We start from the raw sequence: 25,781 nt of genomic DNA on the forward strand, positions 1-25,781 counted from the left end.
CGACCTATGAGTTACACCGGCTGGCCAGGGTTTATTTAGTGGCGTACGCCGCTAAATCACTTTTCGGTAACGTCTGGCTATCGATGTAGCGATATGGTCACTGGAGGAACGGCCCGTCGGCGCACTGGTGTGCCGGTAATCAGTCGGCGGTCATTGCAACCGCGGTTCCGCGCGAACCGCACGAGGAAAGGCCCATAACAGAATGCGTGGCGGACGTCTCAGAGCCCGGGGAGCCGGATGGCTCAAACGAACGGTGCTTCTCTCCCTGGCTGTAGTGCTGCCTATCGGTGCGGCGGTGGCTGGTCCCACCGGTACCGCGTCGGCGGCCTTCGATCCCACAGGTTTCGACTTCTGGGTCGACTCGGAGATGGGCCCGATCAAGTCGCGGATCTTCCGCGCGGCCGACGGCAACACCAATCGTGTCGTGTACGCGCTCGACGGTATGCGCGCAGGCGACGACCTCAGCGGCTGGGAGAAAGACACCAATGTCGCCCGCGCGCTGATGAACGCCAACATCAACGTCGTGATGCCGGTTGGCGGCCAGTCCAGCTTCTACGCCGACTGGAATGCGCCGAGCAGCTACTTCGGTCTCGACGCCGGTTCGGGTGGTAGCTCCACCGGTTCCGCCGCGACCGGTTCGTCGATGACCGGTTCGTCGGTCGCGCCCGCCCAGGTCGCAGGCAAGAAGAACACTTACAAGTGGGAGACCTTCCTCACGAGCCACCTGCGCAAGGCGCTGTCGGCTCGGCTGGGTTTCAACCCCAACAACAACGGCGTGTTCGGTCTGTCGATGGGCGGCTCCGCCGCGCTGACGCTGGCCGCCTACCACCCCGATCAGTTCAGCTTCGCGGGCTCGTTCTCCGGGTACCTGAACATCTCCGCGCCCGGTATGCGTGAGGCCATGCGTGTCGCGATGATCTCGGCAGGCGCGTTCAACATCGACGCGATGGCGCCGCCGTGGGGCCAGCAGTGGTTCCACATGGACCCGTTCGTGTTCGCCCCGCGCCTGGTCGCCAACGGCACCCGTGTCTGGGTGTCCGCGGCCAGCGGTATCCCCGGCGGGGGCGATGTGTCCAACCCGATGGAGATCGTCCAGGGCGTCCCGCTCGAGCTGCTCGCGATGGTGAACAGCCGCGCGTTCCAGGTCCGCATGGCCACCCTCGGTGGCGGCAACGCCCACTTCGACTTCCCGATCACCGGCGTGCACAACTGGCGCAACTGGGAAACCGAAGTCAACCGCATGATCCCGGACCTGTCCGCGAACATCGGTTAGTCACACCCGCTCGTCTCGGAAAACCGCTCGGTGCCTCGTCGGCACCGGGCGGTTTTTTTCTCGTTCTCATCACGATCCGACGGATCCTCGGTGACGAATCATGGGCGACGGATCGGCCGGAGTTGTGCTTCGGGTCACTTTCCAGCAACATGTAGACCATTCGTCACCGATTTATACACAGTGAGCATGCGTCGAGGTTGAATCGTCCGTTTTGCCCTGGATTGGTTCCGCGCGACGTCCGATGAGGGATCCGACTGCGTAGCTCGGAATTTGCGCGTTCGGTCTGCGAGAAAGGTCTAGTCGAATGCGAACACTGCGCCGCAAGCGTGTGCCCGTGAAGACCGCAGCCCCCGGTTCGTGGGCTCGGCGCTGGGCCGCGGGCGTATCCATGGCTCTACTCGTTCCGATCGCGACGGCAGTCTCCGGCGGTGTCGCTCCCGCCTCGGCCGGATTCAACGGCAATGCCTTCGACTTCTGGGTCGACTCCGGGATGGGCCCGATCAAATCGCGCGTGCTGCGCGCCGCCGACGGCAACACCAACCGCGTCGTCTACGTCCTCGACGGCATGCGCGCGCCGGAACATCTCAACGGCTGGGAGATCGAAACCGATATTCCCAATGCGCTCGCCGCGGCCAATATCAATGTGGTGATGCCCGTCGGTGGGATGTCCAGCTTCTACGCCGACTGGAACGCGCCGAGTGATTTCTTCGGCATCCCCGGCAACGGTGCGCCGTCCTCGGGTTCCGGTGCGGGCAACGCGCTGTCGGGCGGGCCGGGCAAGAGCTACCGCTATCAATGGGAGTCGTTCCTCACCGGCGACCTGCGCAACGCCCTCGCCGACCGCCTCGGCTTCAATCGTTTCCGCAACGGCGTGTTCGGCCTGTCGATGGGCGGCTCGGCCGCGCTGACCCTGGCCGCCTACCATCCCGACCAGTTCTCTTTCGCCGGTGCGTATTCCGGCTACTTGAACATCTCGGCGCCCGGCATGCGCGAGGCGATCCGTATCGCGATGCTCGACGCGGGCGGCTACAACGTGGACGCCATGGCACCGCCGTGGGGCCCACAGTGGCTGCGGATGGACCCGTTCGTGTTCGCCCCCAACCTGGTAGGCAACAACACCCGGCTGTGGATAGCGGCGGGCTCAGGCCTGCCGACCAGTACCGACGGCCCGAACATGGGCACCGTCAACGGGATGGGGCTGGAAGCGCTGGCACTGGCCAACACCCGCTCTTTCGAAGTTCGCATGGCCACCCTCGGTGCCCGTAACGTCCACTACTCTTTCCCGGCCTTCGGCATCCACGCCTGGAACAACTGGAATGACGAAGCTCTGCGCATGATCCCGGATTTGTCCGCCAACATCGGGTGAACATCACACACCGGCTTCGCGAGTTTGCGGTGCCGGTTTTGTGTGTCCGCTCGGCCGCGAATGTCGCTGCCCTTGCAGTTAATTCAGCCGTGGAATATCCTCCAGCGAGCGTAAGTGTGACCAGATCGTTGTTTCATCCGTCCGATCGACCGAGCTGTCGGGGTTGTGTCGAGTGGGCGGCAGACGCGTCTGGCATGCCATAACAGCAGAAAGAGAGCGGAATTCTCATGCGTTTCGGCAAGGCCGTCGCGCCGGCATCTCGTAGTTGGCGTAATCGAATTCTAGCTGTCGGCGCTGCAGCCCTCGTGCTGCCGATCGCCGCGGGAGCGGCCCCGACCGCGCTCGCCGCACCGTCGGTGTCGGCACCCGCGTTGCGTGCGCCGGCCGGTGGCTACGAAGAACTCATGGTGCCCTCGAAGATGGGCCCGGTGAAGGTCCAGGTGCAGTGGGCGCGCAACGGTGGCAACGCCGCGCTCTACCTGCTCGACGGCCTTCGGGCCCGTGACGATCGCAACGCCTGGTCGTTCGAGACCAACGCGATGCAGCAGTTCAGCAACGACAACGTCACCCTGGTGATGCCCGTCGGTGGCCAGTCCAGCTGGTACGCCGACTGGACCGCCGCCAGCAACACCAACGGCCAGAAGACCACCTACAAGTGGGAGACCTTCCTGACCGAAGAGCTCCCCACCTTCCTCGAGGGTTACGGCGTGTCCCGCAAGAACAACGCGGTGCTCGGCCTGTCGATGTCGGGTCCGGCCGCGCTGCGCCTGGCCGCGTTGAACCGCGATCAGTTCAAGCACGCGTCCTCGCTGTCGGGTCCGCTGAACTGGAGCGCCCCCGGCATGCGTGAGGCCATCCGCGTGATGATGCTCGACGCGGGCCGCTTCAACGTCGACGCCATGGCCGCTCCGTGGAGCTCGGCGTGGCTGCGGATGGACCCGATGGTGTTCGCGCCCGAGCTGCGCGGCCTGCCGATGTTCATCTCCTCGGCCAACGGCCTGCCCGCCCAGCACGACAAGCCGGCCGGTATCGGCGGCGCGTACAACACCGCCAACGCGATGGGCATCGAGGCCATCTCGTTCGTGAGCACCCTGGCGTTCCAGCGCCGCCTCAACACCCTCGGCATCAACGCGGTCTACGACGTCGGTGCCTCCGGTACCCACTCGTGGAAGTACTGGGAAGACGAGCTCTGGAAGGCCCGTCCGCACATCCTGAATGCGTTGGGCGCCTAGTAGTTTCCGCTCAGCAACAACTTAGAGACCGGCTCACCCCCAGGGTGAGCCGGTCTTTTTGCTGCGTTCGTCCTTCGCGTGTCCTCCCCAGCTATCGCGCATCACTGCGGTACAACCGACGGTGATGCTGTGTCCCAATTCCGGGATGAGAAGGGTAGGGCCGCGCGTGATGAAACATCGTGTCTCGGTTCATAGCGTTTCAGCGTCGATGCGGCGGATCCTCGGCATCGCGGTCATGGCCGCGGCCTTGCTCGCGCCGACCCTCACCGCTCCCGCGCAGGCGCAGCCAGCGGTGTCGGCCGTGCAGCGGGTGGACTGGCTCTCGGATCGTCGGGTGGCGCTGTGGGTGTACTCGGCCGCTATGAAAACCCCCATCCAGGTGCAGATGCTGCTGGCGCGGGACTGGAACGTGCGCCCCGACGCGAAGTTCCCGATGATGCTCATGCTCGACGGTCTGCGCGCGCAGGACGACGAGAACGGCTGGACCAAAGACGCCGATGCCGAGGGCTTCTACGCCGACAAGAACGTCAACGTGGTGCTGCCGGTCGGCGGCCAGTCGAGCTGGTACTCGGACTGGCTCGCGCCCGACAACGGTCTCACCTACAAGTGGGAGACGTTCCTGACCAAGGAGCTTCCGCCGATCCTCGAACGTGATTGGCGAACAACGGATGTGCGTGGCGTACAAGGACTTTCGATGGGTGGCACCGCGGCGATGAACCTCGCGGGCCGCAATCCGGGCCTGATGAAATATGTGGCTTCGTACTCGGGTCTGCTCACCACCACGACGCTCGGGATGCCGCAGGCGATCACCTTCGCCAACAAGGACGCGGGCGGTTTCGACGCCGGCGCGATGTGGGGTCCCCCCGGCAGCCCCGAGTGGGAGGCCCACGATCCCTACCTGCTGGCCGACAAGCTCAAAGGCGTGAGCATGTACGTCTCCAGCGGCAGCGGTCTGGCCGGTTCGCACGATCAGCTCGGTGAAGTGCCGTTGATGAGCGAGAACTGGGCGGGCACCGGCCTGGAGATCCTCTCGCGGCTGTCGACCCAGAATTTCGTCGCCAAGCTGGAGAAGCTGGCGATCCCGGTGCAGGCGAACTACCGTCCCGCGGGCACCCATACCTGGCCGTACTGGGATTTCGAGATGCGGCAGTCGTGGACGCAGGCCGCCGCGGCGCTCGGCACCGACCAAGGCGGCGCCACCTGCACCCTCGGCGGTGCGATCGCCGGCGTGGCACAGGCGGCGAACTGGCTGGGCAACTGCCTGACCGCGGAGTACCCCGCGGGCACCGGAATGGTGCAAGACTTCCCGAACGGCCGGGTGTTCCATTCGGCCGCGACGGGCACGCACGCGGTGGCCGGGCGCATCGGTGGCACCTACGCCGGTATCGGTGGGGCCTCGTCGCCGCTCGGCATGCCCAACGGTGACGAGCGCGGCCTGCCCGACGGGCGCGGGCGCATGCAGACCTTCGAAGGCGGCTCGATCTACTGGACCCCGCAGACCGGCGCACAGGTGGTGCGCGGCGCGTTCCTCGAGGAGTGGGGCAAGCAGGGTTTCGAGGGTGGTCCGGCCGGCTACCCGGTGGCCGCCGAAGCCCCGACGCCCAGCCGTCACGGCTCGGTCCAGGCCTTCGAACACGGTCCGATGTTCTACAGCCCGGCCACCGGAGCACATCGGGTGCAGGGCTTCGTGTTGGACAAATACAGCCAGCTCGGCTTCGAGAACAGCCCGCTCGGATTCCCGGTGGCCGCGGAGGCGCCGCTGAAGGATCTCGGGCGCTACAGCCGGTTCGAGGGTGGCAACATCTATTGGAGTCCGCTCTCGGGCGCCTGGTCGGTGCGCAACGGCGCCCTCGCCGACGCCTGGGGTGCGCAGGGGTTCGAGAACGGCAGACTCGGGTATCCGGTGAGCGACGAGTTCACCGTTCCCGGCGGAATCCAGCAGAACTTCCAGACCGGGTTCATCGTCGTGCGAGACGGCAAATCCGAAGTTCACGGGGTGTGAGCTCGGGCTGAGAAGTCTCTGAGCATCGCCGTGCGGTACCCGGAAGCGCCGATTGTCCAGCTAGCCTGGTCTGCGACCGCTTCCCTGACGAACGATCGAGGAACATCTTCATGCATCGGATCCATGGCAAGGTAGCCGGATCGGTCGCGGCGCTCGCTGCCGTCGCACTGTTGTCCGCCTGTGGTGGCAACGACTCGACCGCGTCGCAGACGCCCACGTTGTCGAGCAGCGCCGCCGCGCAGTCGACCACGACGACGCCGCCGGTGGTCATCGAGCCGTCCGCCGAGGCCCCGACGAGCACCGAGACCAGCGCGTCGGCCGAGGCGCCGACGCCGATCCCGGAGACCAGCGCGGCCGCCCCCGCGACCGGCAAGGACAAGGCGTTCCTCGACGAGCTGGCCAAGAACGGGATCACCCCGGCCGACCCGACGAGCGCGATCACCGCGGCGAGCTACGTCTGCTCCACCAAGGGCACCGGCGCCAGTGACGCCGATATCGCCACCTTCGTCGGCGCGATGGCGGGCACCGACCCGGCCTTCGACTCGTCGAAGATGGATGTCAACAAGGCAGCGCAGATCTACATCGCCGCCGCGAACTCGACCTACTGCTAGTGACGCCCCGACCGACGCGACGTTCCCGCGGGTTCTGGCCCGCGGGGTGTTTCACCGTGCTCGCGCTGCTCGTGCTGGCGATCATCGTCATCGTGCTGCTGTGGTACCTGCTCGCGGGCAGGTTGAAGGAGCCGGGGCCGACACCGCCCGGCCCGCCGCCGCCGACGTCGCAGTCGGCGGAGTGTCCCGATGTGATGCTGCTCTCGATCCCTGGCACCTGGGAATCGTCGAGCACCGACGATCCGTACAACCCCCAGGCGAACCCGATCTCGTTGATGCTCAGCGTTTCCGGGCCGTTGCGTGCGCAGTTCCCGGACAACCGGCTCGAGGTGTACACGGTCCCGTACGTGGCCCAGTTCTCGAACCCGATCGCGATCCCGCCGGACGGCCAGGCTTCCTACAACAACAGCCGCACCGAGGGCACCGCGCGAGCGACGGACGTGCTGGCCCAGCGTCACCAGGAATGCCCGTTGACGAACTTCGTCATCGCGGGCTTCTCCCAGGGCGCGGTGATCGCCGGTGACGTCGCCGCCCAGATCGGCGCGGGCAACGGCCCGATCCCGGAGGCCAATGTGCTCGGCGTGACGGTGATCGCCGACGGCCGCCGCACCGCCACCGGTCCAGGTCAACCCACCGAGATCGGTGATCCGCCGCCGACAGGTGAGGGTGCCGAAGTGGCGCTCAAGGGTGTCAATGTGCCTGGCATCAGCATGACCGGTCCGCGTCCCGGCGGTTTCGGCACGCTGGCACCGAAGGTGAACTCCATCTGCGCGCCCGGCGACATGATCTGTGACGCACCACGCCAGGCCCTCAATCCGGTCAACGCGCTGGGCAGTCTCGCAGCGCTGATCCGCTCCGCGGGCAATCCCGTGCACGCGCTGTACGCCTCGAACCCGGTGGACAGCAACGGCACGACGGCCACCCAGTGGACGGTCGACTGGGCCGCGGGGCTCATCGAGAACGCACCGCATCCGCCCCATTCCTGACGGAGTTGTCACAGTCACAGTGGGGGCGTGATTGGCGCCGATCATGCCTCGCTGTGACATCCGTACGCCGGATCGCTCGAACGCTGTAAAGTGCGCTGGGAATTGCGCCCGAGTCCACACCAGCCAGGAGCGAAGAGTTCATGACCGAAGCTGCCGCACCCGTCGGTGAATTGACCGCGCTGGGTACGCCGCTGCGTCCGTTCCGCTTCGGAGCGGCCGGAGAGGGCAACAAGCAGGAGGGTGGCGCGCGCAAGTTCGTTCAGACGGCGCAGGAAGCCGAAGAGATGGGGTACGACACCTTCTTCGTTCCTGATCACCTGGGCGATCAGGTCGGCCCGATCGCCGCGCTGGGCGCACTCACCCAAGCCACCTCCAAGATCCGCCTCGGCACCTCGGTGCTGGCGAACGGTTTACGCCATCCCGTCGTGCTCGCCAAGGAGCTGGCCACCCTCGATGTCCTGTCGAAGGGACGGCTCGAGGTCGGCGTCGGCGCGGGCTGGATCAAGGAAGAGTTCGACAACGCGGGCATCCCGTTCGAGCGTCCCGGCATCCGGCTGGAGCAGCTCGACGAGTCGCTGACCATCCTGGACACGCTGCTGCGCGGCCAGGAGTGCAATTTCGAGGGCAAGCACTACCAGGTGCGTGGCATCAAGGGCACCCCGCGCCCACGGCAGGGCCCGCGCCCGCCGCTGTGTACCGGCGGTGGCGGTCCGAAGATGCTGGCACTGGCGGCCAAGCACGCCGACATCGTCTCGGTCGTGCCGCAGACCACCAAGAACGGCAAGGGCCTGCTCTCGGGTATTACGCTCGAGAAGACGATCGAGAAGGTCAACATCGTCAAGGCCGCTGCCGGTGACCGGTTCGCCGACATCGAGATGAACTGGGCCATCACCGCGATCCTCATCACCGACGACCGTGAGAAGACCGCGGAGATGGCGCTGAACGCGATCAAACGCGGCCTGCATCCCGATCTCGAAGTCGACGTCGAACTGACCGTCGAGGAGATTCTGAGCTCGCCCTACATCGCGATCGGCACGTTCGAGGAAATCGCCGAACACGTCACGCGTGTGCGGCAACTCACTTCGATGTCGTATGTGGGCATCTTCCCCACCCAGATGGACGCGTTCGCGCCCGTCATTCCGCTGCTGCGGGAGGACTGAGCGGGGGCTCTCTGTAACATGACTCTGGTTTGAGAACTATCTAGCCGATAGCGGTCACCGCGCAGACCGCTCGAAAATCCGCAGGTTGTCGACGCACATTCGTGTGAGTTCGACGGCCGGTGGCGATATAGCGAGTCGAGGCCGCAGAGCTTGTCATCGCGTCCTCGCAAGGAGAAGAAGGAATGGAAGAGACTTTCGACGACTACCTGGACGCGACCGGGAATATCATCATTCCCGAGGGCCGGACCCTGGTCGATCACGTCGAGAAGCACACCCGTAACGATGCGAATACGCTCGCGTACCGCTACATCGACTATTCGCGGGAACGCGACGGCGAGGTGCACGAGCTGACCTGGCAGGAGTTCGGCACCCGGCTGCGCGCGGTGGCCGCTCGACTGCAGCAGGTGACCAACCCGGGCGACCGGGTCGCGATCCTCGCGCCGCAGGGCCTGGATTACGTGATCTCCTTCTTCGCGGCGATCTACGCAGGCACCATCTCGGTGCCGCTGTTCGATCCCGACGAGCCGGGCCACACCGACCGCCTGCACGCCGTTCTCGGTGACTGCGAGCCGTCGGCGATCCTCACCGCGACCTCCTCGGCCGCCGGCGTCCGCCAGTTCTTCCGCTCGCTGCCCGCAGCGCAGCGTCCGCGCATCATCGCCGTCGACGCCATCCCGGACACCCTCGGTGATTCCTGGGTGCGCCCCGACACCGCGATCGACGACATCGCCTACCTGCAGTACACCTCGGGTTCCACCCGGGTGCCCGCGGGCGTGGAGATCACCCACCGCGCGGTCGGCACCAACCTGCTGCAGATGATCAACTCGCTGAACATGAACGAGAACTCGCGCGGTGTCACCTGGCTCCCGCTGTTCCACGACATGGGCCTGCTCACGGTGATCCTGCCCGCGGTCGGCGGCAAGTTCATCACCATCATGTCGCCGAGTGCGTTCGTGCGTCGGCCGTCGCGCTGGATCAACGAACTGGCCGCCGTTTCCGACGGCGCAGGCACGTTCGCGGCCGCGCCGAACTTCGCGTTCGAGCACGCCGCCGCGCGTGGTGTGCCGAAGCCGGGCGAGTCGCTCGACCTGTCGAATGTGATCGGCCTGATCAACGGGTCCGAGCCGGTGACGGTCTCCTCGATGAAGAAGTTCAACGAGGCGTTCGCGCCGTACGGGCTGCCCAAGACCGCGATCAAGCCGTGCTACGGCATGGCGGAGGCGACGCTGTTCGTCTCGGCCACCCGGGCCGAGGACGAGGCCAAGTACGTCTACGTCGATCGCCACGAGCTCAACGCGGGCCGCATGGTGCGCGTCGACCAGTCCGACGAGTCGGCCATCGCGCAGGTGTCGTGTGGTTACGTCGGGCTCTCGCAGTGGGCCGTGATCGTCGACCCCGAGACAGCCGACACCGCGCAGGGCCGCGAGCTGCCCGACGGTCACGTCGGCGAGATCTGGCTGCACGGCAACAACATGGGCATCGGTTACTGGGGTCGCCCCGCCGAGTCGACCAAGGCGTTCCGCAACAAGGTCACCGAGCCTGTCGAGGGTGGGCACGCCGACGGCACCGATCCCGATGCCGACTGGATGCGCACCGGCGACTTCGGTGTGTACTTCGAAGGTGAGCTCTACATCACCGGTCGCGTCAAGGACCTGGTGATCGTCGACGGACGCAACCACTACCCGCAGGATCTGGAGTTCTCCGCCCAGGAGGCGTCCAAGTCGCTGCGTCCCGGTTTCGTCGCGGCCTTCGCGGTGCCCGCCAACCAGCTGCCCGCCGAGGTCTTCGCCGCCGACAGCCATTCCGGCCTGAAGTTCGACGTCGACGACGCGTCCGAGCAGCTGGTGGTCGTGGCCGAACGTGGTCCCGGCGCCGGTAAGGCCGACCCCGGCCCGATCGCCGACGCGGTGCGTGCGGCGGTCTCGATGCGCCACGGCGTGACCGCACGTGACATCCTGCTGGTCCCCGCGGGTTCCATTCCGCGTACCTCCAGCGGCAAGATCGCCCGGCGCGCCTGCAAGGCCGCCTACCTCGAGGGAACGCTGCGCGGTGGTTACACCCAGCAAGCTTTCCCCGATGCACCGGAAGAGTGATTCGGCACGTCCGAGAAGGAGGTGACGCCCGGTGTGCCACGCAGGCCGGGCGTCATTCCACGGCGCGCCCTGTACGCAGACAGGTAGCTTGAGGAATTGATGGCTAACAACGAGGGCACGCCCACCCCGAACCCTGATGTCCCTGCCGAGTCGACCGCCCCGGCGGAACTCTCGGTCGCCGAGCTGCGTGAATGGCTGCGCCGCTGGGTCGCTGATGCGACCGGACAGTCTGTCGACGCGATCACCGTCGACCGGCCGATGGAGGAGTTCGGGCTCGCCTCGCGCGATGCCCTCGCCCTCGGTGGTGACATCGAGGATCTGACCGGTGTGGTGCTGACGCCGACGGTGGTCTACCAGCACCCGACGATCGCCTCGCTGGCCGAGGTCATCGTGCACGGTGAGCCGGAGCCCGAGCCAGAGGACTCTTCGGAGTACACCGCCGCGTTCGCGCCGTCCGAGGCGCACGACATCGCGGTGGTCGGCCTGTCCACGCGTCTGCCGGGTGCGGGTACCACGCCCGAGTCGACCTGGGATTTCATCATCGGGCGCGGTGACGCGATCCGTGAGCTGCCCGAAGGTCGTTGGGGCGAGTTCCTGACCGACCCGTCCGTGGCCAAGACCATCGACCAGGCCAACACCCTCGGCGGCTACCTGGACCAGGACGTGGTCAAGGGCTTCGACGCCGAGTTCTTCGCGATGTCGCCGATCGAGGTCGAGCAGGTCGACCCGCAGCAGCGGATCATGATGGAGCTCACCTGGGAGGCGCTCGAGCACGCGCGCATCCCGGCCAGTGACCTCAAGGGCGAGCAGGTCGGCGTCTTCGTCGGCTCGTCCACCAATGACTTCCAGATGATCGCCTCACTGGGTCTGGGCGACACCGATCCCGATGCCCCTGCCTCGTCGCGCGGATACGCGCTGCTCGGCGGCTCGACCGGCGTCATCGCCAACCGCGTCTCCTACTTCTACGATTTCCGTGGCCCGTCGGTCACTGTCGATACCGCCTGCTCGTCGACCATCGTGGCCGTGCACCAGGCCGTGCGCGCGCTGCGTACCGGTGAGGCCGACGTGGCACTCGCCGGTGGCGTGAACATGATCCTGGCCCCGGTCATCACCCTCGGTTTCGACCAGAACGGCGCGGTCGCCAAGGACGGGCACATCAAGGCGTTCTCGTCCGACGCCGACGGCATGGTTCGCTCCGAAGGCGCGGGCATGATCGTCCTCAAGCGCCTGACCGATGCCGAGCGTGACGGCGACAACATCATGGGCGTCATCAAGGGCTCCGCGGTGAACTCCGACGGCCGCTCCAACGGCCTGTTCGCACCCAACCCCGAGGCTCAGGCCGACGTGCTGCGCGCCGCCTACCGCGACGCGGGCATCGTTCCCAGCACCGTCGACTACATCGAGGCCCACGGCACCGGCACCCCGATCGGCGACCCGATCGAAGCCGAGGCGCTGGCCCGCGTGATCGGCCGTGGCCGTGATGCCGACAAGCCCGCCCTGCTCGGTTCGGCCAAGACCAACTTCGGTCATCTCGAATCCGGCGCGGGCGCGGCGAGTCTCGCCAAGGTGCTGATGTCGTTCCAGCACAACGTGATTCCGCCGAACATCAACTACGCGGGCCCGAGCCCGTACATCCCGTTCGAGCAGGCCAACCTCAAGGTTGTCGACGAGGCCACCGAGTACCCGCGCTACAGCGGCGTCGCGACCGTCGGCATCTCCGGCTTCGGTTTCGGTGGCACCAACGCGCACGTGGTGCTGCAGGAGTACGTGCCGACGACCCCGGTCGTCGAGGACGTGACCTCCGAGCAGGTCGCCGCCGAGCGGAGCGAGAACGAGGAGACCACCGATGTGGTCGCCGAGGCTGTCGCGATCACCGAGGCCGCCGTCGCGCCGGTGCAGCCGGTCGTCGAATGGGACGGCGAGCGCGACGAACCGCTGCCCGTGATCCTGGCCGTTTCGGCCTATCTGCCCTCGCGTCGCAAGCGCGCCGCCGCCGACCTGGCCGACTGGCTGGAAGGCGCGGGCAAGGATGTGCCGTTGGCCGATGTCGCCCGCTCGCTCGCTAAGCGCAGCCATCAGCGTTCGCGCGGTGTGGTGGTGGCCAAGACGCGCGAGGAGGCCGTCACCGGTCTGCGCGCCATCGCCGAGGGCAAGCCCGGCGCCGGTGTGTTCACCGCCGATTCGCCCGCGTCCAACGGTCCGGTCTGGGTGTTCGCCGGTTTCGGTTCGCAGCACCGCAAGATGGCCAAGCAGCTCTACGGCGAGAACTCGATCTTCCGCAAGACTGTCGACGAGGTCGATGAGCTGGTGCAGGACGAGGCCGGTTACTCGATTCGCGAGATGATCCTCGACGACGAGCAGGACTACGACGTCGGTACCTGCCAGGTCGGCATCTTCACCATCCAGCTCGGCCTCGCCGCCGTGCTGCGTGCCCACGGCGCGCAACCCGCCGCGGTGGTCGGTCATTCGATGGGTGAGGTGGCAGGCGCTTACATCGCCGGTGGTCTCTCGATCGAAGACGCGGTGCGCGTGATCTGCGCCCGCTCGCGCCTGATGGGCGAGGGCGAGCAGATGCTCACCGACGACGAAGTGCGCAATATGGCACTGGTCGAGCTCAGCGCCCACGATGTGGCGCAGCTGCTGCCGAAGTACCCCGACGTGGAGTGCGCTGTCTACGCGGCGCCGACCAACACCGTCATCGGTGGGCCCCGCGAGCAGGTGGAGCAGATCGTCGCCGAGGTCGAGGCGATGGGCAAGTTCGCCCGCATCCTGCCCACCCGCGGCGCGGGCCACACCTCCCAGATGGACCCGCTGCTCGGCGAACTCGCGGCCGAACTGGCGGGCATCGAGCCGACCTCGCTGACGACCGGCCTGTACTCCACGGTGCACGAGGGCCTGTTCTTCAAGCCCGGTTCCGACCCGATCCACGACGAGCCCTACTGGGTGAAGAACATGCGCCACAGCGTGTGGTTCACCAACGCGGTCAAGGCCGCCGTCGACTCCGGGCACACCACGTTCCTGGAATTGGCGCCCAATTCCGTTGCGCTGATGCAGGTTCTCGGCACCACCTTCGCGGCCGGCGTGCACGACGCGCAGCTCATCCCGACGCTCAAGCGCAAGGAAGACGAGTCCGCCGGTGTGATCGGCGCCCTCGCCCAGCTCTACGTGCACGGCCATGCCGTGAACCTGAGTTCGCTGCTGCCCGAAGGTGATTTCGCCGATGTGCCGCGCACCGCGTTCGTGCGCAAGGAGTACTGGCCCAAGGTTTCGATGTCGTCGGGTGGTGGGAACACTCGTGTGCCCGGCGCGCACGTCGCCATGCCGGACGGCAGGCACGCCTGGGAGGTACAGGCCTCCTCGGTCAGCGACCTCGCGGTGCTGGTGAAAGCCGCTGCCGCACAGGTACTTTCCGATGTCGCGGTCTCGGTTTCGCATCCGCACGCCGCACTGCCGACCACGGGCACGCTGACCACCACGTTGACGCCGCACCTCGGCGGTGCGTCCGTGCAGGTGCACGCCAGATCCGGCGCCGGGTTCACCCTGCTGTTCGACGCGGTGGTCACCTCCGGTGCGGCACTGCCCGAACCGGTTGTCGCCGTTGCAGTTCCGGCAGCGGAAGCCGCGCCGACCGCCGCCGAGATCGCCATCGCCACCGGCGACCGCTGGAGCCCCGACAGTGGCGAGACCATCGAGCAGCGGCTGTGCGTCATCGTCGCCGAATCCATGGGCTACGCCGTCGAGGACCTCCCGATGGAGATCCCGCTGATGGAACTCGGCCTCGATTCGCTGATGGCCATGCGCATCAAGAACCGCGTCGAATACGAATTCGACATCCCGCAACTGCAGATCTCCGCGGTGCGCGACGCCAGCCTCAACGAGGTGTCGAAGGTGCTGCGCTACGCGATCGAGCATCGCGACGAGGTCGCGGCGATGGCGGAGAAGCAGGCTGCCGCCAAGGCCGCGGGTGAAGATGTCGAGATCGGTGTCGACGCCAACTTCGTCGAGGCTGCGCGGGCCGCGATCGCCGCGGGTACGGATCCGTTGGCTGCCGCCAAGGAGGCGGGTGCCGAGCTGCCCTCGGAAGCTCCTGTCGCCGAACCGGTTTCGGAACAGGCCGCTGCTGAGCCCGCCATCGCCGACATCGATTACTTCGCCGATGCCGCCGGCGACGAGGACAACGTTCCGCCACGTGACGCGGCCGAGCGCCTGACCTACGCCACCTGGGCTGTGGTCACCGGCACCTCGCCCGGTGGCGTCTACAACACCCTGCCCATCCTCGAAGAAGAGGTCGCCGAGAAAATGGCGGCGCGCCTCACCGAGCGGGTCAAGGCGGAGGTCACCGTAGACGACGTGCTCGATTGCGAGTCGATCGAACAGCTCGCCGAGATCGTGCGCAATCTGCAGGACAGTGGCGCCGATGTCGACGGCTTCGTGCGTCCGCTGCGGGCACGTGCCGAGGGCTCGGATGCCGTGCCGGTCTTCGTGTTCCATCCCTCGGGTGGCAACACCCTCGTGTACGAGCCGCTGCTGAAGCGTCTCGGCGCGGACACTCCGATGTACGGATTCGAGCGGGTCGAGGGCGATATCGAGGAACGCGCTCGCCAGTACCTGCCCGAACTGCGCAAGCTCCAGGGCAACGGCCCGTACGTGCTGTACGGCTGGTCGCTCGGTGCGGTGCTGTCGCTGCAAGTCGCGCAGCTCCTTCGCGCAGAAGGCGCTGACGTGCGGGTTGTCGGTCTGATCGACCTGGCGCTTCCGGTGCAGGACGAGGACAACAGCCCTGAGGAGCGGGTGCGCCGCATTCAGCGTTACCAGCAGTTCGCCAAGACCACCTACGGTGTCGAGGGCGAACTGCCCGACGAGCAGCTGCAAGAACTCGCCCAGGCAGGCGACGAGGAGCAGTACGACATCGTCGCCAGCCTGGTGAAGCTGACCGGTGCGAAGATCCCCGGCGGCGTGCTCGAACACCAGCGCACCTCATGGATCGAGAGCCGCCATCTCGCGAAGGCGAAGCCGACCCAGTACGACGGCGAAGCGGTGCTCTACCTGGCCGATCGCTACCACGACGGCATGATCCAGCTGGAGCCGCGTTTCGCGGACCGCAAGCCCAACGGTGGTTGGGACGAGTACATTCCGAACCTCGAGGTGGTCCGCATCGCCGGCGACCACCTGCAGATTGTCGACGAACCGCGGATCGGCCAGATCGGTGCCGACCTCGCCGCCAAACTGGCCGCGATTTCCGCAAAGGGAGAATAAGTAAGTGAGCACGACCGCCGAAAAGCTTGCCGACCTACACGAGCGGCTCGAGCTCGCCAAAGAACCCGCGGGTGAGAAGGGTATCGCCAAGCGGGCGCACAAGGGCATTCCCAGCGCCCGCGACCGGATCAACCAGCTGCTCGATCCCGGCACCTTCGTCGAGATCGGCGCGCTGGTGCGCAAACCCGGCGACCCGACCGCCCTCTACGGTGACGGTGTCGTCGTCGGCCACGGCAAGGTCGAGGGTCGCCCGGTGGCGGTGTTCTCCCATGACCAGACCGTCTACGGCGGTTCGGTCGGTGAGGCGTTCGGTCGCAAGCTATGCGGTTTGATGCAGTACGCCGCCAAGGTCGGCATTCCGCTGGTCGGCATCAACGATTCCGGTGGCGCGCGTGTGCAGGAAGCGATCAGTTCGCTGGCCTGGTACGCCTGGATGGCGACCAACCTCGAGCCGCTCTCCGGCATGGTTCCGCTGGTCTCGGTGATCCTCGGTAACTGCGCCGGTGGCGCGGTGTACGAGCCGATCTGCACCGATGTGGTGGTCGCGACCGAGTCCGCGCACATGTTCGTCACCGGCCCGAAGATCATCAAAGAGGTCACCGGCGAGGACGTGAGCCTCGAGGAACTCGGCGGCGCGCGCACGCAGGCCCAGTACGGCAACATCCACCACGTCGCCAAGGACGAGGAAGCGGCCTTCACCTGGGTGCGCGAGTACCTGGGCTACATGCCGAGCAGCTGCCAGGAACTGCCGCCGGTGGTGAACCCCGGTCTCGAGCCGGAGATCACCGACTCCGACCGCGAGCTGAACACGTTCATGCCCGATTCCGACAATGCCGGCTACGACATGTACGACATCCTGCTGCGCATCTTCGACGACGGTGAGTTCAAGGAGATCAGCGCCGACACCGGCCAGAACATCATCACCGGTTACGCCCGCATCGACGGCCGCACCGTCGGCGTCGTTGCCAACCAGCCGATGGCGGCGGCGGGCGCCCTGGATGCCCGCGCCTCCGACAAGGCCTCACACTTCGTCCGCCTGTGTGACGCCTTCGAGATTCCGCTGGTCTTCGTCGTCGACACCCCCGGCTTTCTCCCCGGCGTCGAGCAGGAGAAGGTCGGCGTCATCAAGCGCGGCGGCCGCTTCCTGTTCTCCTACGTCGAAGCCTCGGTCCCCAAGATCACCCTGGTGGTCCGCAAGTCCTACGGCGGCGGCTACGCGGTGATGGGCTCCAAGCAACTGGGCGCCGACATCAACCTGGCCTGGCCCACCGCCCGCATCGCGGTCATGGGCGCGGAGGGCGCGGTGAGCCTCCTCGGCGCCGCCCAGATCGCCGCCGCCCCCGAAGAACAGCGTGCTGCCATCCGCCAGAACCTGATCAACTTCTACAACGAGAACGTCGCCACCCCCTGGATCGCCGCCGAGCGAGGCTTCATCGACGCCATCATCGAACCGGCCACCACCCGCCTCGAACTCCGCCGAGCCCTGAAGTTGCTCCAGGACAAGCAGATCCAACGCAACCCGCGCAAGCACCACGTATTGCCGCTGTAAATCGAACCCCCGAACGGGCCGCCACGGAACACTTCCGCGGCGGCCCGTTTCGCGCCCTGGGTTTCCTGAGTCAGATCCCGACGAGGTCGATCGTTACAGGGAACGGCGCCGACACGTCAACCGCTCCCGTGAACATGTCGCCGGTCCGATACGACCTGGTCGCTGGGTCGAGAATGTAGGTGTAGATCAGCGGTACGCCGTTCGCGGCCTGCTCGATCCGCCAATAGAAGGCGATGCCTGCCTTCGCGTATTGGTCCACCTTGACGATCCGGTCGGTTGTCTCCGATCCGGGCGAGACGACCTCGACGACCATCAGCACGTGTTCGGGGCGCGTGGGCGTGAGGTCGATCGTGTCGGCGCGATAGACAACGACATCGGGGCGCCGATTGGTCAACGGAACATCCTGGAGTCGGACGTCGAAGTCGGTATCGGCATTCCAGTCCGGTCCAGCCGCGGCATCCAGCGCGTTGGCCAGGATCCGGGCCAACCGGTTGTGCCGTTTGGACGCACTGGGGCTCACAACGACCATCCCGTCCACGATCTCGATGCCCGCGCACTGCTCTTCGGACCAGGTGTCGTACTCCGCTGCCGTGATCTGCTCGTGCATCCACGCTGGGGCGATGGCAGTCATGGCGCTCCTTCCGGACATTTCGAGCGGACAGCGAACCCGCTGGAGCAAGTCTAATCGCGCGACGGCCTCATCGAGCGTCGATGGGGCGACGCGCTGGTCGCGGTTCTCGACGGTGACGTAGCTTTTCAGCGGGTGGGTCGAACTCGTTGTGCCATGGCGTTGATCCGGGTGTGGAGTCGGCGGGTGATTTCGTCGGTGGGGCCGGGGATGACGGTGAAGTTCTCGGCGTCGTGGTGTTGCATCAGGTAGCGGCCGTCGCCGGGGTAGTCCAACCATTGGAAGGCGACGCCGTCGTCGGTGGGGCGGGCGTCGATCTCGAAGCCGGGGTAGACGGTGATCGCGCCGGTGCCGCTGCGGGGGCGGTTGAGGAAGCGCTGGACCCTTTCGATGGGGGAGAGCCTGGTCGGGTGGCGGGCGTGCACCGCGGTGTCGAGGTCGCCGCGCCTGCCTTCGAAGCGCGGTTCGGTACCACCGGCGCATCGGGGGAGTGCGGTGACGATCTCGGCCGCTACCGAACCGGCCGGATGGCGACTGAGCACGACATCGCCACCACCACGGCTGTCTCGATCGGAATGCTGTACTGCCATCACCGCTTCCGCGTCAGAAATGCCTGCGTGGATACCGACCATCTGCTTCTGGCCTGGACCGTGAAATCCCAGGACTTCTACCCGCACTTGCGGTTCCAGCAGGATTTCCAGCGTGCGATGCAGGGAATCGTCGTAGACCTGCTGCAGCCGCTGCGCGCTGTCCGCACGCCTGCGCGCGTATTCGTTGGCGGTTTCCGGGAACTCGGCACGGTAGCGCAGGGGATAGGGGAGCCGGTCGCGACCGTGCGCCTCGACGGCGATATCGAACGCGAGACTATCGAGCTGCCAACGCATTTCATGGCTCATGCGCCGATGACACCGCCGGGCGGCAGCGTCGGTGGGAGTTGGCCGATGAGTTCGGACTCGCGATCCTGGATCAAATAATCGGGGATCTTGTGTTCGCTCTCGTCGTCCTTCCCGCCGCCACGTCCGCCGCCACCCATCATCCCGGGCATGCCGGACATGCCACGCCCAACGGCACCCGCTGCCTTGCCCGCGGAAGCCGCCGCGGGAGTCCCTGCCGCCGGTGAACCGGGCACCCCACGCCCAGCGACCGGGGCCTGCGCCACCCCGCCTGTACCCGGTGAGCCGCTACCGGGCGATCCGCCACCGGGCGATCCACCACTGCCCGGCGCGCCGGTGCCAGCGCTGGGGGTGCCTGTCGGATTCTGTGCTGTCGAGGCTGGTTCGGTACTCGGCGTGGCAGTGGGTGTTGTTGCCGCAGGATCAGTTTCGTCATCTGACGTATCGTCTGTGGCCGGATCATCTTCGGGGGTTTCGGACGTCGGGTCGGTCGTCTGCGGAGTTGTTGCCGCAGGCAAACTCTGATCACCATCGGCGTTGGCGCCGTTGGAGCCACCGTTCGAGCCACCGTTGGTCGAGCCCCCGCCGGACCCGTCACCGTTGTTGTTGTCCCCACCGGGAACATTCCCGTCGCCCAGCGGGTTCTTCGGCACAGCGAGCACCGGAGTCTTCTCGTCGGCGACCACAGCCTGCGGTTTGTACACGCGTTCCAGGATTTCCTGCGCGGCACGTTCGGCCTCGTCGGCCTGGTACTGATCCGACTTTAGGAAATCGCTGCCGGGAATCGCGCCGAGCAGCTGTTCGTCCCAGGAAACCTCGTAGGGCTCGTCGATGGCCATCTTCGCCTGTGCCAGCGCGCCCTGCATCAGGTCGATTCCATTGGCGACCATCTGAAAGGTTGTCGGCAGCTTCTGCGCCTCAGTGGCGTAGGTGCGGACTCCGTCGATCGCGGCGTTGGCGGTGGTGCCGTCCCAGCCGTCCCCGATCGCGGTGTCGATTCGGGAATTGAACTGGGTCACCGCATTCGTCATGCCGGTCACGAGACGCCGCCAACCATCGGCGCCGGCATTGATCGCGCCGGCATCGACGCCGGGTTGAGAACCACTCCCGTTCAACGCATCCCAGATCTGCTGATGCGAGAGACTGGAAAACCCGTCCAATTTGTCGGTCAGCACGGGCTTGGCCCAGCTACCGTCGAATCCCGACTCGAGCCGACCGCGTTCGGACAGGATGGTCGAACGGTCACCTGCCCACGCGTCATTCGCGGCGACACCGAGTTCACCACGAGCTTTCGCCGCGTCGTAGGACTCGCTGTAACTGTCATGGACCTGGCGGCCCACCTCGGCAACCGCTCCGATGGCGGCGACAGCAGCTATCAGTGGTAGTACCATCAGATTCCCCCTTCCGCGCCCGCGATACCAGCGGCGTTCTGCTGGTCGACGGTCTGGAACTTGCCGATCGCGGCAGCGAAGGTGTCGCGCATGAGCTGGGCGATCTCGATGTGTGAGGCGAGACGTTTGTCGGCCGAGTCGTTCGGGTCGTCGGCGCTACCTGCGACAGCTTTGGCCTCGAACTTCTGCTTCAGCAGGACGGCGGTGTCGAGTCCGCCCCAGCCGGAGAGGTGCTCAAGCTTCTTCGTATCCCGCTGTAGATCCTTCAGTTCGGTCATGTACTGCTCGCAGGCAGCGCGCAGAGACTCGCCGAGCCCTTCCTCCATACGAAAGTTCCCAGCAACGGCCTGCTGCTTCAGGTTTCGCCAGTACGTCGCTTGATCCGCCACGTCCGCGCCCCCTATTTCGGTAGATGCGGCTCAAGGTTTGCCGCATACAGTTTCGCCAATTCGCACAACTTGTCGACGCTAGGGATCTGGTCGCTCAACGCTCCCGCAGCCACCTCGAACATCCCCTGCGAGGCTTCGAAGGCCACGTAGCAACTCTCCGGGTCGTTTCCTTCCTGGAAGGTAAGCCCTGGCCGAGCTCCGACTGTGGTATCCCGAACGCCGATGACACCTTCCTTGGCGCGCGCTTCGGCGAGAGTGTGGCTGGTGGAGAACACATCGACGCGTTGGCCGCCGACACCGTAGCGGTTGTCGATCGACTTCCAGTTGCACGACCGCCAAGTGGACGGCCCGGTCGGCGGATCAGTCAACACCCGCTTTGTCGCCGGGTCGAGCCCTGCACTGATCAGCGCCCCATCCCCCAACTGACTACAAACGTTGAACACAACGATCGAGTCCGGATCCCGCGTAGTCGGTTGCGCAGACCCCTTCTCCCCACCATCCCCGCATCCCCCGAGAACAGCGGAAACCACGACAGCACCGACGGCCGCCCGCATCACATCAGCGCTTCGCACAACACTCCCTGCTCTCGACGGCACCAAGGTGCCCCTACAACCTTGGACGCACCCCAACCCCGATCGGTTCCATCGAGTTCGCCGCAGTCCCCGAACCCCTTCTCGGCCATCACACTACCGGGCCTGGTTGCACAGGCGGGCTCGGTAGTGCCAGTCTCTGCCGGGTCAAACGCTGACGGTCGCGTCGTGAACGGGGAGATATGCGGTGACGGACAAATTTCAGGTCAATCCAGACGAAGTGGACAATTTTTCGAAGCGCTTGCAGGCGTTGGCTGACGGAAATGCGAGCGCTACGGCCTACATCGACAAGTGGTTGGTGGCAGACAACACGGTGTGGGGCGACGGCGGCCTGATCCGAATCGGCATCGCCGCGATCAGTGCAGCCCACGAGAAACTCAAGCCGAACTACGAGGCGATCGGCAAGCTGTCCGCGGACGCGGCAACGGAGCTGATCAAAGTCGCCCAAGTCTATAGAACAACCGACAAAGCGAATGCCGAAGAGCTCGATCGAGTCTACCCGGGAGCAAAATAATGGCGGGCACCCCGATAGCGAAACTCGCTGAACCAGCACTCGATGACCCGATGAATGACAAATTCGAATTCATCGTGACATCCAACGAAATATCCCCGACGTATTGGGTATGTACGTGGTGTAAAAATGTGCTCGGCGAAGACCCGGTCGAATGGCTCTCGCAGAAGATCGCCGGCGACTGGGAGGCGCTACAAAAGGCGGGAAAGGCGGTTGAGAATCTTTCCGCCTACAGTTCCAGCTTCGCCGAGGAGGTGAGGAACGCCGCTGCCTCGGTGGACCCTAGCTGGGACGGAAACGCGGCGGCCAGCGCTCAAACATACTTTTCGGGACTTTCTACCGCGATCGCATCCCAGACAGAATTTTTGAACGGTATCGCGGACGAAATCAAGAACTTCGCGAATTCCGCCTACTATGGCGCCAAGTCGATCGGCGACGGTGTGCAGAGTGTGCTGGATCTCGGAGCTATGGCGGTGATCGAATGGGCAGCGGCAAAACTTGCCGCGGCGACCGGCGTCGGAATCGTCGCCACCGCCGCATTGGTGGCAGCTGCCACGCTCACCACGCTGGCAGTCATTGCCGAATTCAATCTTTTGGTCCAGGCGTTGTCCGGCATCTATGTCGTCCTGGAAAGCAGCGCGGCGATAATCTACGCCGGAATCGCCAACCTCCAGACAGGCGATCTTCCGACGCTGCCGCAGAGTTCCTACGACCACCTGGGAGCCTGATAATGAGTACGCCCGAACCTCTCCATGACCTTGCCCGTGGCGATGTCGCAGTATCGCGGCAGCTGTCCATCGCACTTCGAACGATCATGAACGGCACCGCGGATCCGGTCCTCAAGAATCAGATCCAATCAATTCTGGAGGGGCGGGGCAGTGCGCGAGAGTTGATGCACAGCGATGCCTTCAACCTGATTCTCGATCAGACTGTTCCGGCGGCAATGCAACAATTCGCCGATATGTCAGAAGAGGAGCGGCAAAGGCTCGCCGCGCAGGGAGAAGCCCAACTGGCGCAACTCCGCAACCAGCCGGCCGAGCAGCACCCGCCGACGCAACCAGCCACAGCGGCGACCCCGGACAACACCGCGCCCCCGGCGGCCACGGTGCACCCGGGAACTCGCAAGCCCAACCGCGATCGCATCGTCACCCCCGACGAGCCGGATGAAGACGACGACTACTTCCGTGGTCGCAGAGAGAACGGCTGGCTCACGTGACTGGGCGCCTCGAAGTGCTGTTCGAGACGATGGTCGACCCCGATTGGGTTCCCACTCTCACGACTGCTCCGCTGGAATTGGTTCTGGTGGAGCCCATGCCCGATGTGTGCAGCGAACACGGTCTCCCCGCCGTCGAAAGACGTTCCTTCACAGTGAATTCCCGCGGTCCCGGATCCGAGATGCCGACGCTCCGGGAGTTCTTCCGGTACGTGCCGATGCCATTGCGGGAGCCGGTGGACTTGGTGTCGAAATCCCGGCTTCGGTTCGACTGCCCAGCATGCGAATTCTGCGTGTACGAGGTCAGGCGCTACCGCCGAATCGCTTTGTCGGCGCTACTGATCGTGACCTTGTCGCTTGTCGTCCTCGCGGTCGCGATACTCGCACACATCGAGTGGCTGTACATACCCCTGGGCTTCTTGGCCGTGCCCGGCAGCTTCCCCATCGCCACGGTCGCCGGGATGCTCGCATGGGCGAAGTCCGGCTACTTCGCGGATGTATGGCTGACAGACGACACACACCACCTGACCGTGTCAGCCGACCCTGAGTTCACTGCGAATCTCGCCAAGAGCGAGGACTGACAGCCCCGGCACACCCGGCTGTAGTGAACCGTATCGAGCCGGACGGCAGATGGTCCACTGACGTTGCGGCAGATGGTCCATCATATGGACGGCAGATGGTCTACGAACATGGCGGCAAATGGTCCATGATCTCGGCGCAGGATGGTACATTGCGCTCTGTTCTCCAGTTGGGTTTCTCAGGTAAACATCGCCTATGAGATGGGTTTATGTCCAGATGACATCGCGCGTGCCGCACTCGCCCCTAGGTCGCATCATTACCCGTCGAGCCGCGCAGGCAATCGAGGAGGCACTGTCGGACACACGTGTCGTTCTGGTCATCGGCGCGCGGCAGAGCGGCAAGTCCACGCTGGTTGCCGACATCGGTCGCTCAGTCAGCGCCAGGTGGCTCAGTCTCGACGATTCACAGACGCGTAAGGCGGCCGAGTTCGATCTGTCGGGCTTTGTCCGGCAGGCTCGACCGCTGATCATCGACGAGGTGCAGCGCGTCCCTGATCTGATGTTGTCCATCAAGGCTGCTGTCGACGAGGATGGGCGACCAGGGCACTTCCTCCTGACTGGATCCGCGCGGGTCATGGGACTGCGTTCGGTCCCCGACGCACTTCCCGGCCGCATGGAAACAATCGAGCTGTGGCCGTTGTCGCAAGGCGAGATAGACGGTGGCACAGATTCTTTCGTTGATCTCGCCTTCGCTGAAGAAGGTCTTCTTGGCGTTTACCATCAATCGGCTGAGCCGCGTGCCGGCTATATGGAGCGGTTGTCGCGTGGCGGGTTTCCAGAAGCGGTAGCTCGGACCGGGAAGCGGCGAGCGCGGTTCTTCTCTTCCTATATCGCCGACTTGATCAACCGCGATGTCATGCAGCTCGCCGAAATACAGCGTGCGCCGGAGATGCGAGCGCTGGTCAAGCTGCTTGCGGCACGCTCAGGTCAGCTGCTGCAGCTGCGGACGATCGGCACCGAACTCGGGTTGTCACATCAGACCGTTCAACGGTATGTAGGGCTGCTCGAGGAAGTCTTTGTCGTCAAGCGGATTCCGCCGTGGTCGCGCAATCTGACGACTCGTGCCGTCGCGACGCCGAAAGTCATGATGGTGGACTCGGGGATCGCAGCACATCAGTGCGGAATGTCCACCCAAACGCTGAGCAAGCCTGGTCCTCACGCGGGTGGTTTGCTCGAGAATTTCGTCGTTTCGGAGATCGCCCGCCAGCTCAGCTGGTCTGAGGAAGATGTCGAAATGTTCCATCTCCGAACACGAGATCAGGTCGAGGTCGACATAGTCCTCGAGAACCGACGCGGCCAGGTTGTCGCGATCGAGGTGAAGGCTGCCGACACAGTCTCGGGCGACGACTTCCGTGGGTTGCGCTATCTCCACGACCGACTCGGTGACGACCTGCTCGCAGGCGTCGTCCTCTACACCGGGACGCAGACGCTACCCTTCGGCCCGAAGTTTCGGGCAATGCCGATTGCCGCACTCTGGGAGCTGTGAAATGGGGCCGCCACCGCTGAATACGGTGGCGGCCCGGCACGCTGTGCCGAAGAAATTAAGCGACAGAAGCGGATTCGATGATGACGTCGTCGACGGGGACGTCCTGGTGGGGGCCCGCGCTGCCGGTGGAGACGGCGGCGATCTTGTCGACTACCTCGAAGCCGTCGGTGACCTTGCCGAAGACGGCGTAGCCCCAACCCTGGCCCTGGGGGGCGGAGTGGTTGAGGAAGGCGTTGTCGGAGATGTTGATGAAGAACTGGGCGGTGGCCGAGTGGGGGTCGTTGGTGCGGGCCATCGCGACGGTGTACTTGTCGTTCTTCAGGCCGTTGGTGGCCTCGTTCTGGATCGGCGCCTGGGTCGGCTTCTGCTTCAGGCCGGGCTCGAAGCCGCCGCCCTGCACCATGAAATTGGGGATGACGCGATGGAACACGGTGCCGGCGTAATGGCCCGAGTTCACGTAGTTCACGAAGTTGGCGACCGTGTTCGGCGCGGCCTGGTCGTCCAACTCGAGCACGATCGGTCCGTAATTGGTTTCGAGATTCACCTTGGTCATGGTGTCGAGTCTAGGGAAGTG

21 protein-coding genes are annotated in these 25,781 nt (G+C 65.4%); 15 read left to right on the forward strand and 6 right to left on the reverse strand.

All coding sequences use genetic code 11. From position 1 onward, the window contains the following. The first annotated feature begins 202 nt into the window (after nucleotides 1-202). From ACLJPD_RS10495 to ACLJPD_RS10540, 10 genes are all read left to right on the forward strand, one after another. Entirely contained in the window at nucleotides 203-1,273 is a 1,071-nt protein-coding gene (locus tag ACLJPD_RS10495) for an alpha/beta hydrolase (RefSeq protein ID WP_410871695.1), read from the forward strand. Between the two features lie 304 nt (nucleotides 1,274-1,577). Next, nucleotides 1,578-2,639 (forward strand): alpha/beta hydrolase, encoded by a 1,062-nt coding sequence (locus ACLJPD_RS10500; protein WP_410871696.1) that lies wholly within the window; start codon nucleotides 1,578-1,580, stop codon nucleotides 2,637-2,639. Nucleotides 2,640-2,866: 227 nt separating this feature from the next. Then, the gene (locus ACLJPD_RS10505; RefSeq protein ID WP_410871697.1) at nucleotides 2,867-3,871 is read left to right on the forward strand and encodes an alpha/beta hydrolase; all 1,005 of its coding nucleotides are present in this window, start codon (nucleotides 2,867-2,869) and stop codon (nucleotides 3,869-3,871) included. A 208-nt stretch (nucleotides 3,872-4,079) separates the two neighbouring features. After that, nucleotides 4,080-5,873 (forward strand): alpha/beta hydrolase-fold protein, encoded by a 1,794-nt coding sequence (locus ACLJPD_RS10510; protein WP_410871698.1) that lies wholly within the window; start codon nucleotides 4,080-4,082, stop codon nucleotides 5,871-5,873. 110 nt (nucleotides 5,874-5,983) lie between these two features. Next, nucleotides 5,984-6,484, forward strand: coding sequence for a DUF732 domain-containing protein (locus tag ACLJPD_RS10515; RefSeq protein WP_410871699.1), 501 nt, complete (start codon nucleotides 5,984-5,986; stop codon nucleotides 6,482-6,484). Continuing rightward, a complete protein-coding gene (locus ACLJPD_RS10520; RefSeq protein WP_410872000.1) occupies nucleotides 6,478-7,470 on the forward strand; it encodes a cutinase family protein in 993 nt (330 codons plus the stop codon). Before ACLJPD_RS10515 ends, ACLJPD_RS10520 begins: the two co-directional genes overlap by 7 nt. A gap of 140 nt (nucleotides 7,471-7,610) precedes the next feature. Continuing rightward, nucleotides 7,611-8,630 carry an LLM class F420-dependent oxidoreductase gene (locus ACLJPD_RS10525; RefSeq protein ID WP_410871700.1) on the forward strand — a complete coding sequence of 340 codons (1,020 nt, stop codon included), beginning with the start codon at nucleotides 7,611-7,613 and terminating at the stop codon, nucleotides 8,628-8,630. A gap of 182 nt (nucleotides 8,631-8,812) precedes the next feature. Further along, nucleotides 8,813-10,723 carry a long-chain-fatty-acid--AMP ligase FadD32 gene (gene fadD32 / locus ACLJPD_RS10530; protein ID WP_410871701.1) on the forward strand — a complete coding sequence of 637 codons (1,911 nt, stop codon included), beginning with the start codon at nucleotides 8,813-8,815 and terminating at the stop codon, nucleotides 10,721-10,723. A gap of 99 nt (nucleotides 10,724-10,822) precedes the next feature. Further along, nucleotides 10,823-15,979, forward strand: coding sequence for a polyketide synthase Pks13 (pks13, locus tag ACLJPD_RS10535; RefSeq protein ID WP_410871702.1), 5,157 nt, complete (start codon nucleotides 10,823-10,825; stop codon nucleotides 15,977-15,979). A gap of 4 nt (nucleotides 15,980-15,983) precedes the next feature. Next, complete coding sequence (locus ACLJPD_RS10540; RefSeq protein ID WP_410871703.1) at nucleotides 15,984-17,528, forward strand: acyl-CoA carboxylase subunit beta; 1,545 nt, start codon at nucleotides 15,984-15,986, stop codon at nucleotides 17,526-17,528. Nucleotides 17,529-17,598: 70 nt separating this feature from the next. Here ACLJPD_RS10540 and ACLJPD_RS10545 read toward each other — a convergent pair whose 3' ends face one another. The 5 genes from ACLJPD_RS10545 to ACLJPD_RS10565 all read right to left on the reverse strand — a co-directional run bounded on the left by ACLJPD_RS10545 (nucleotide 17,599) and on the right by ACLJPD_RS10565 (nucleotide 21,401). Then, nucleotides 17,599-18,159: a Uma2 family endonuclease gene (locus tag ACLJPD_RS10545; RefSeq protein ID WP_410871704.1), complete on the reverse strand. Its 561-nt coding sequence runs from the start codon at nucleotides 18,157-18,159 to the stop codon at nucleotides 17,599-17,601. Nucleotides 18,160-18,284: 125 nt separating this feature from the next. Continuing rightward, entirely contained in the window at nucleotides 18,285-19,052 is a 768-nt protein-coding gene (locus tag ACLJPD_RS10550; protein ID WP_410871705.1) for an ESX secretion-associated protein EspG, read from the reverse strand. Next, complete coding sequence (locus ACLJPD_RS10555; protein ID WP_410871706.1) at nucleotides 19,049-20,440, reverse strand: hypothetical protein; 1,392 nt, start codon at nucleotides 20,438-20,440, stop codon at nucleotides 19,049-19,051. Before ACLJPD_RS10555 ends, ACLJPD_RS10550 begins: the two co-directional genes overlap by 4 nt. Beyond that, nucleotides 20,440-20,829 carry a hypothetical protein gene (locus ACLJPD_RS10560; RefSeq protein ID WP_410871707.1) on the reverse strand — a complete coding sequence of 130 codons (390 nt, stop codon included), beginning with the start codon at nucleotides 20,827-20,829 and terminating at the stop codon, nucleotides 20,440-20,442. The genes ACLJPD_RS10555 and ACLJPD_RS10560 overlap by 1 nt, the downstream gene beginning before the upstream one ends. Nucleotides 20,830-20,840: 11 nt before the next feature. Further along, the gene (locus ACLJPD_RS10565; RefSeq protein WP_410871708.1) at nucleotides 20,841-21,401 is read right to left on the reverse strand and encodes a DUF3558 domain-containing protein; all 561 of its coding nucleotides are present in this window, start codon (nucleotides 21,399-21,401) and stop codon (nucleotides 20,841-20,843) included. 205 nt (nucleotides 21,402-21,606) lie between these two features. Here ACLJPD_RS10565 and ACLJPD_RS10570 point away from each other — a divergent pair, with 205 nt between their 5' ends. From ACLJPD_RS10570 to ACLJPD_RS10590, 5 genes are all read left to right on the forward strand, one after another. Beyond that, nucleotides 21,607-21,933, forward strand: coding sequence for a type VII secretion target (locus tag ACLJPD_RS10570; RefSeq protein WP_410871709.1), 327 nt, complete (start codon nucleotides 21,607-21,609; stop codon nucleotides 21,931-21,933). Next, the gene (locus ACLJPD_RS10575; protein ID WP_410871710.1) at nucleotides 21,933-22,658 is read left to right on the forward strand and encodes a hypothetical protein; all 726 of its coding nucleotides are present in this window, start codon (nucleotides 21,933-21,935) and stop codon (nucleotides 22,656-22,658) included. Before ACLJPD_RS10570 ends, ACLJPD_RS10575 begins: the two co-directional genes overlap by 1 nt. Before the next feature lie 2 nt (nucleotides 22,659-22,660). Then, a complete protein-coding gene (locus ACLJPD_RS10580) occupies nucleotides 22,661-23,146 on the forward strand; it encodes a hypothetical protein (RefSeq protein WP_410871711.1) in 486 nt (161 codons plus the stop codon). A 179-nt stretch (nucleotides 23,147-23,325) separates the two neighbouring features. After that, entirely contained in the window at nucleotides 23,326-23,724 is a 399-nt protein-coding gene (locus ACLJPD_RS10585; RefSeq protein WP_410871712.1) for a hypothetical protein, read from the forward strand. A gap of 193 nt (nucleotides 23,725-23,917) precedes the next feature. Beyond that, complete coding sequence (locus tag ACLJPD_RS10590; protein ID WP_410871713.1) at nucleotides 23,918-25,207, forward strand: ATP-binding protein; 1,290 nt, start codon at nucleotides 23,918-23,920, stop codon at nucleotides 25,205-25,207. A gap of 55 nt (nucleotides 25,208-25,262) precedes the next feature. Here ACLJPD_RS10590 and ACLJPD_RS10595 read toward each other — a convergent pair whose 3' ends face one another. Further along, entirely contained in the window at nucleotides 25,263-25,760 is a 498-nt protein-coding gene (locus ACLJPD_RS10595; protein ID WP_410871714.1) for a peptidylprolyl isomerase, read from the reverse strand. Between the last annotated feature and the right edge of the window lie 21 nt (nucleotides 25,761-25,781).

This window comes from Nocardia sp. A7 (genome assembly GCF_046549215.1).
GTDB lineage: Bacteria > Actinomycetota > Actinomycetes > Mycobacteriales > Mycobacteriaceae > Nocardia.

Coding starts and splice junctions, on each gene's coding strand:
- ACLJPD_RS10495 (WP_410871695.1), top strand. CDS start 203: ATGCGTGGCGGACGTCTCAGAGCCCGGGGAGCCGGATGGCTCAAACGA.
- ACLJPD_RS10500 (WP_410871696.1), top strand. CDS start 1,578: ATGCGAACACTGCGCCGCAAGCGTGTGCCCGTGAAGACCGCAGCCCCC.
- ACLJPD_RS10505 (WP_410871697.1), top strand. CDS start 2,867: ATGCGTTTCGGCAAGGCCGTCGCGCCGGCATCTCGTAGTTGGCGTAAT.
- ACLJPD_RS10510 (WP_410871698.1), top strand. CDS start 4,080: ATGCGGCGGATCCTCGGCATCGCGGTCATGGCCGCGGCCTTGCTCGCG.
- ACLJPD_RS10515 (WP_410871699.1), top strand. CDS start 5,984: ATGCATCGGATCCATGGCAAGGTAGCCGGATCGGTCGCGGCGCTCGCT.
- ACLJPD_RS10525 (WP_410871700.1), top strand. CDS start 7,611: ATGACCGAAGCTGCCGCACCCGTCGGTGAATTGACCGCGCTGGGTACG.
- fadD32 (WP_410871701.1), top strand. CDS start 8,813: ATGGAAGAGACTTTCGACGACTACCTGGACGCGACCGGGAATATCATC.
- pks13 (WP_410871702.1), top strand. CDS start 10,823: ATGGCTAACAACGAGGGCACGCCCACCCCGAACCCTGATGTCCCTGCC.
- ACLJPD_RS10545 (WP_410871704.1), bottom strand. CDS start 18,159: ATGACTGCCATCGCCCCAGCGTGGATGCACGAGCAGATCACGGCAGCG.
- ACLJPD_RS10550 (WP_410871705.1), bottom strand. CDS start 19,052: ATGAGCCATGAAATGCGTTGGCAGCTCGATAGTCTCGCGTTCGATATC.
- ACLJPD_RS10555 (WP_410871706.1), bottom strand. CDS start 20,440: ATGGTACTACCACTGATAGCTGCTGTCGCCGCCATCGGAGCGGTTGCC.
- ACLJPD_RS10575 (WP_410871710.1), top strand. CDS start 21,933: ATGGCGGGCACCCCGATAGCGAAACTCGCTGAACCAGCACTCGATGAC.
- ACLJPD_RS10580 (WP_410871711.1), top strand. CDS start 22,661: ATGAGTACGCCCGAACCTCTCCATGACCTTGCCCGTGGCGATGTCGCA.
- ACLJPD_RS10585 (WP_410871712.1), top strand. CDS start 23,326: ATGCCGACGCTCCGGGAGTTCTTCCGGTACGTGCCGATGCCATTGCGG.
- ACLJPD_RS10590 (WP_410871713.1), top strand. CDS start 23,918: ATGAGATGGGTTTATGTCCAGATGACATCGCGCGTGCCGCACTCGCCC.
- ACLJPD_RS10595 (WP_410871714.1), bottom strand. CDS start 25,760: ATGACCAAGGTGAATCTCGAAACCAATTACGGACCGATCGTGCTCGAG.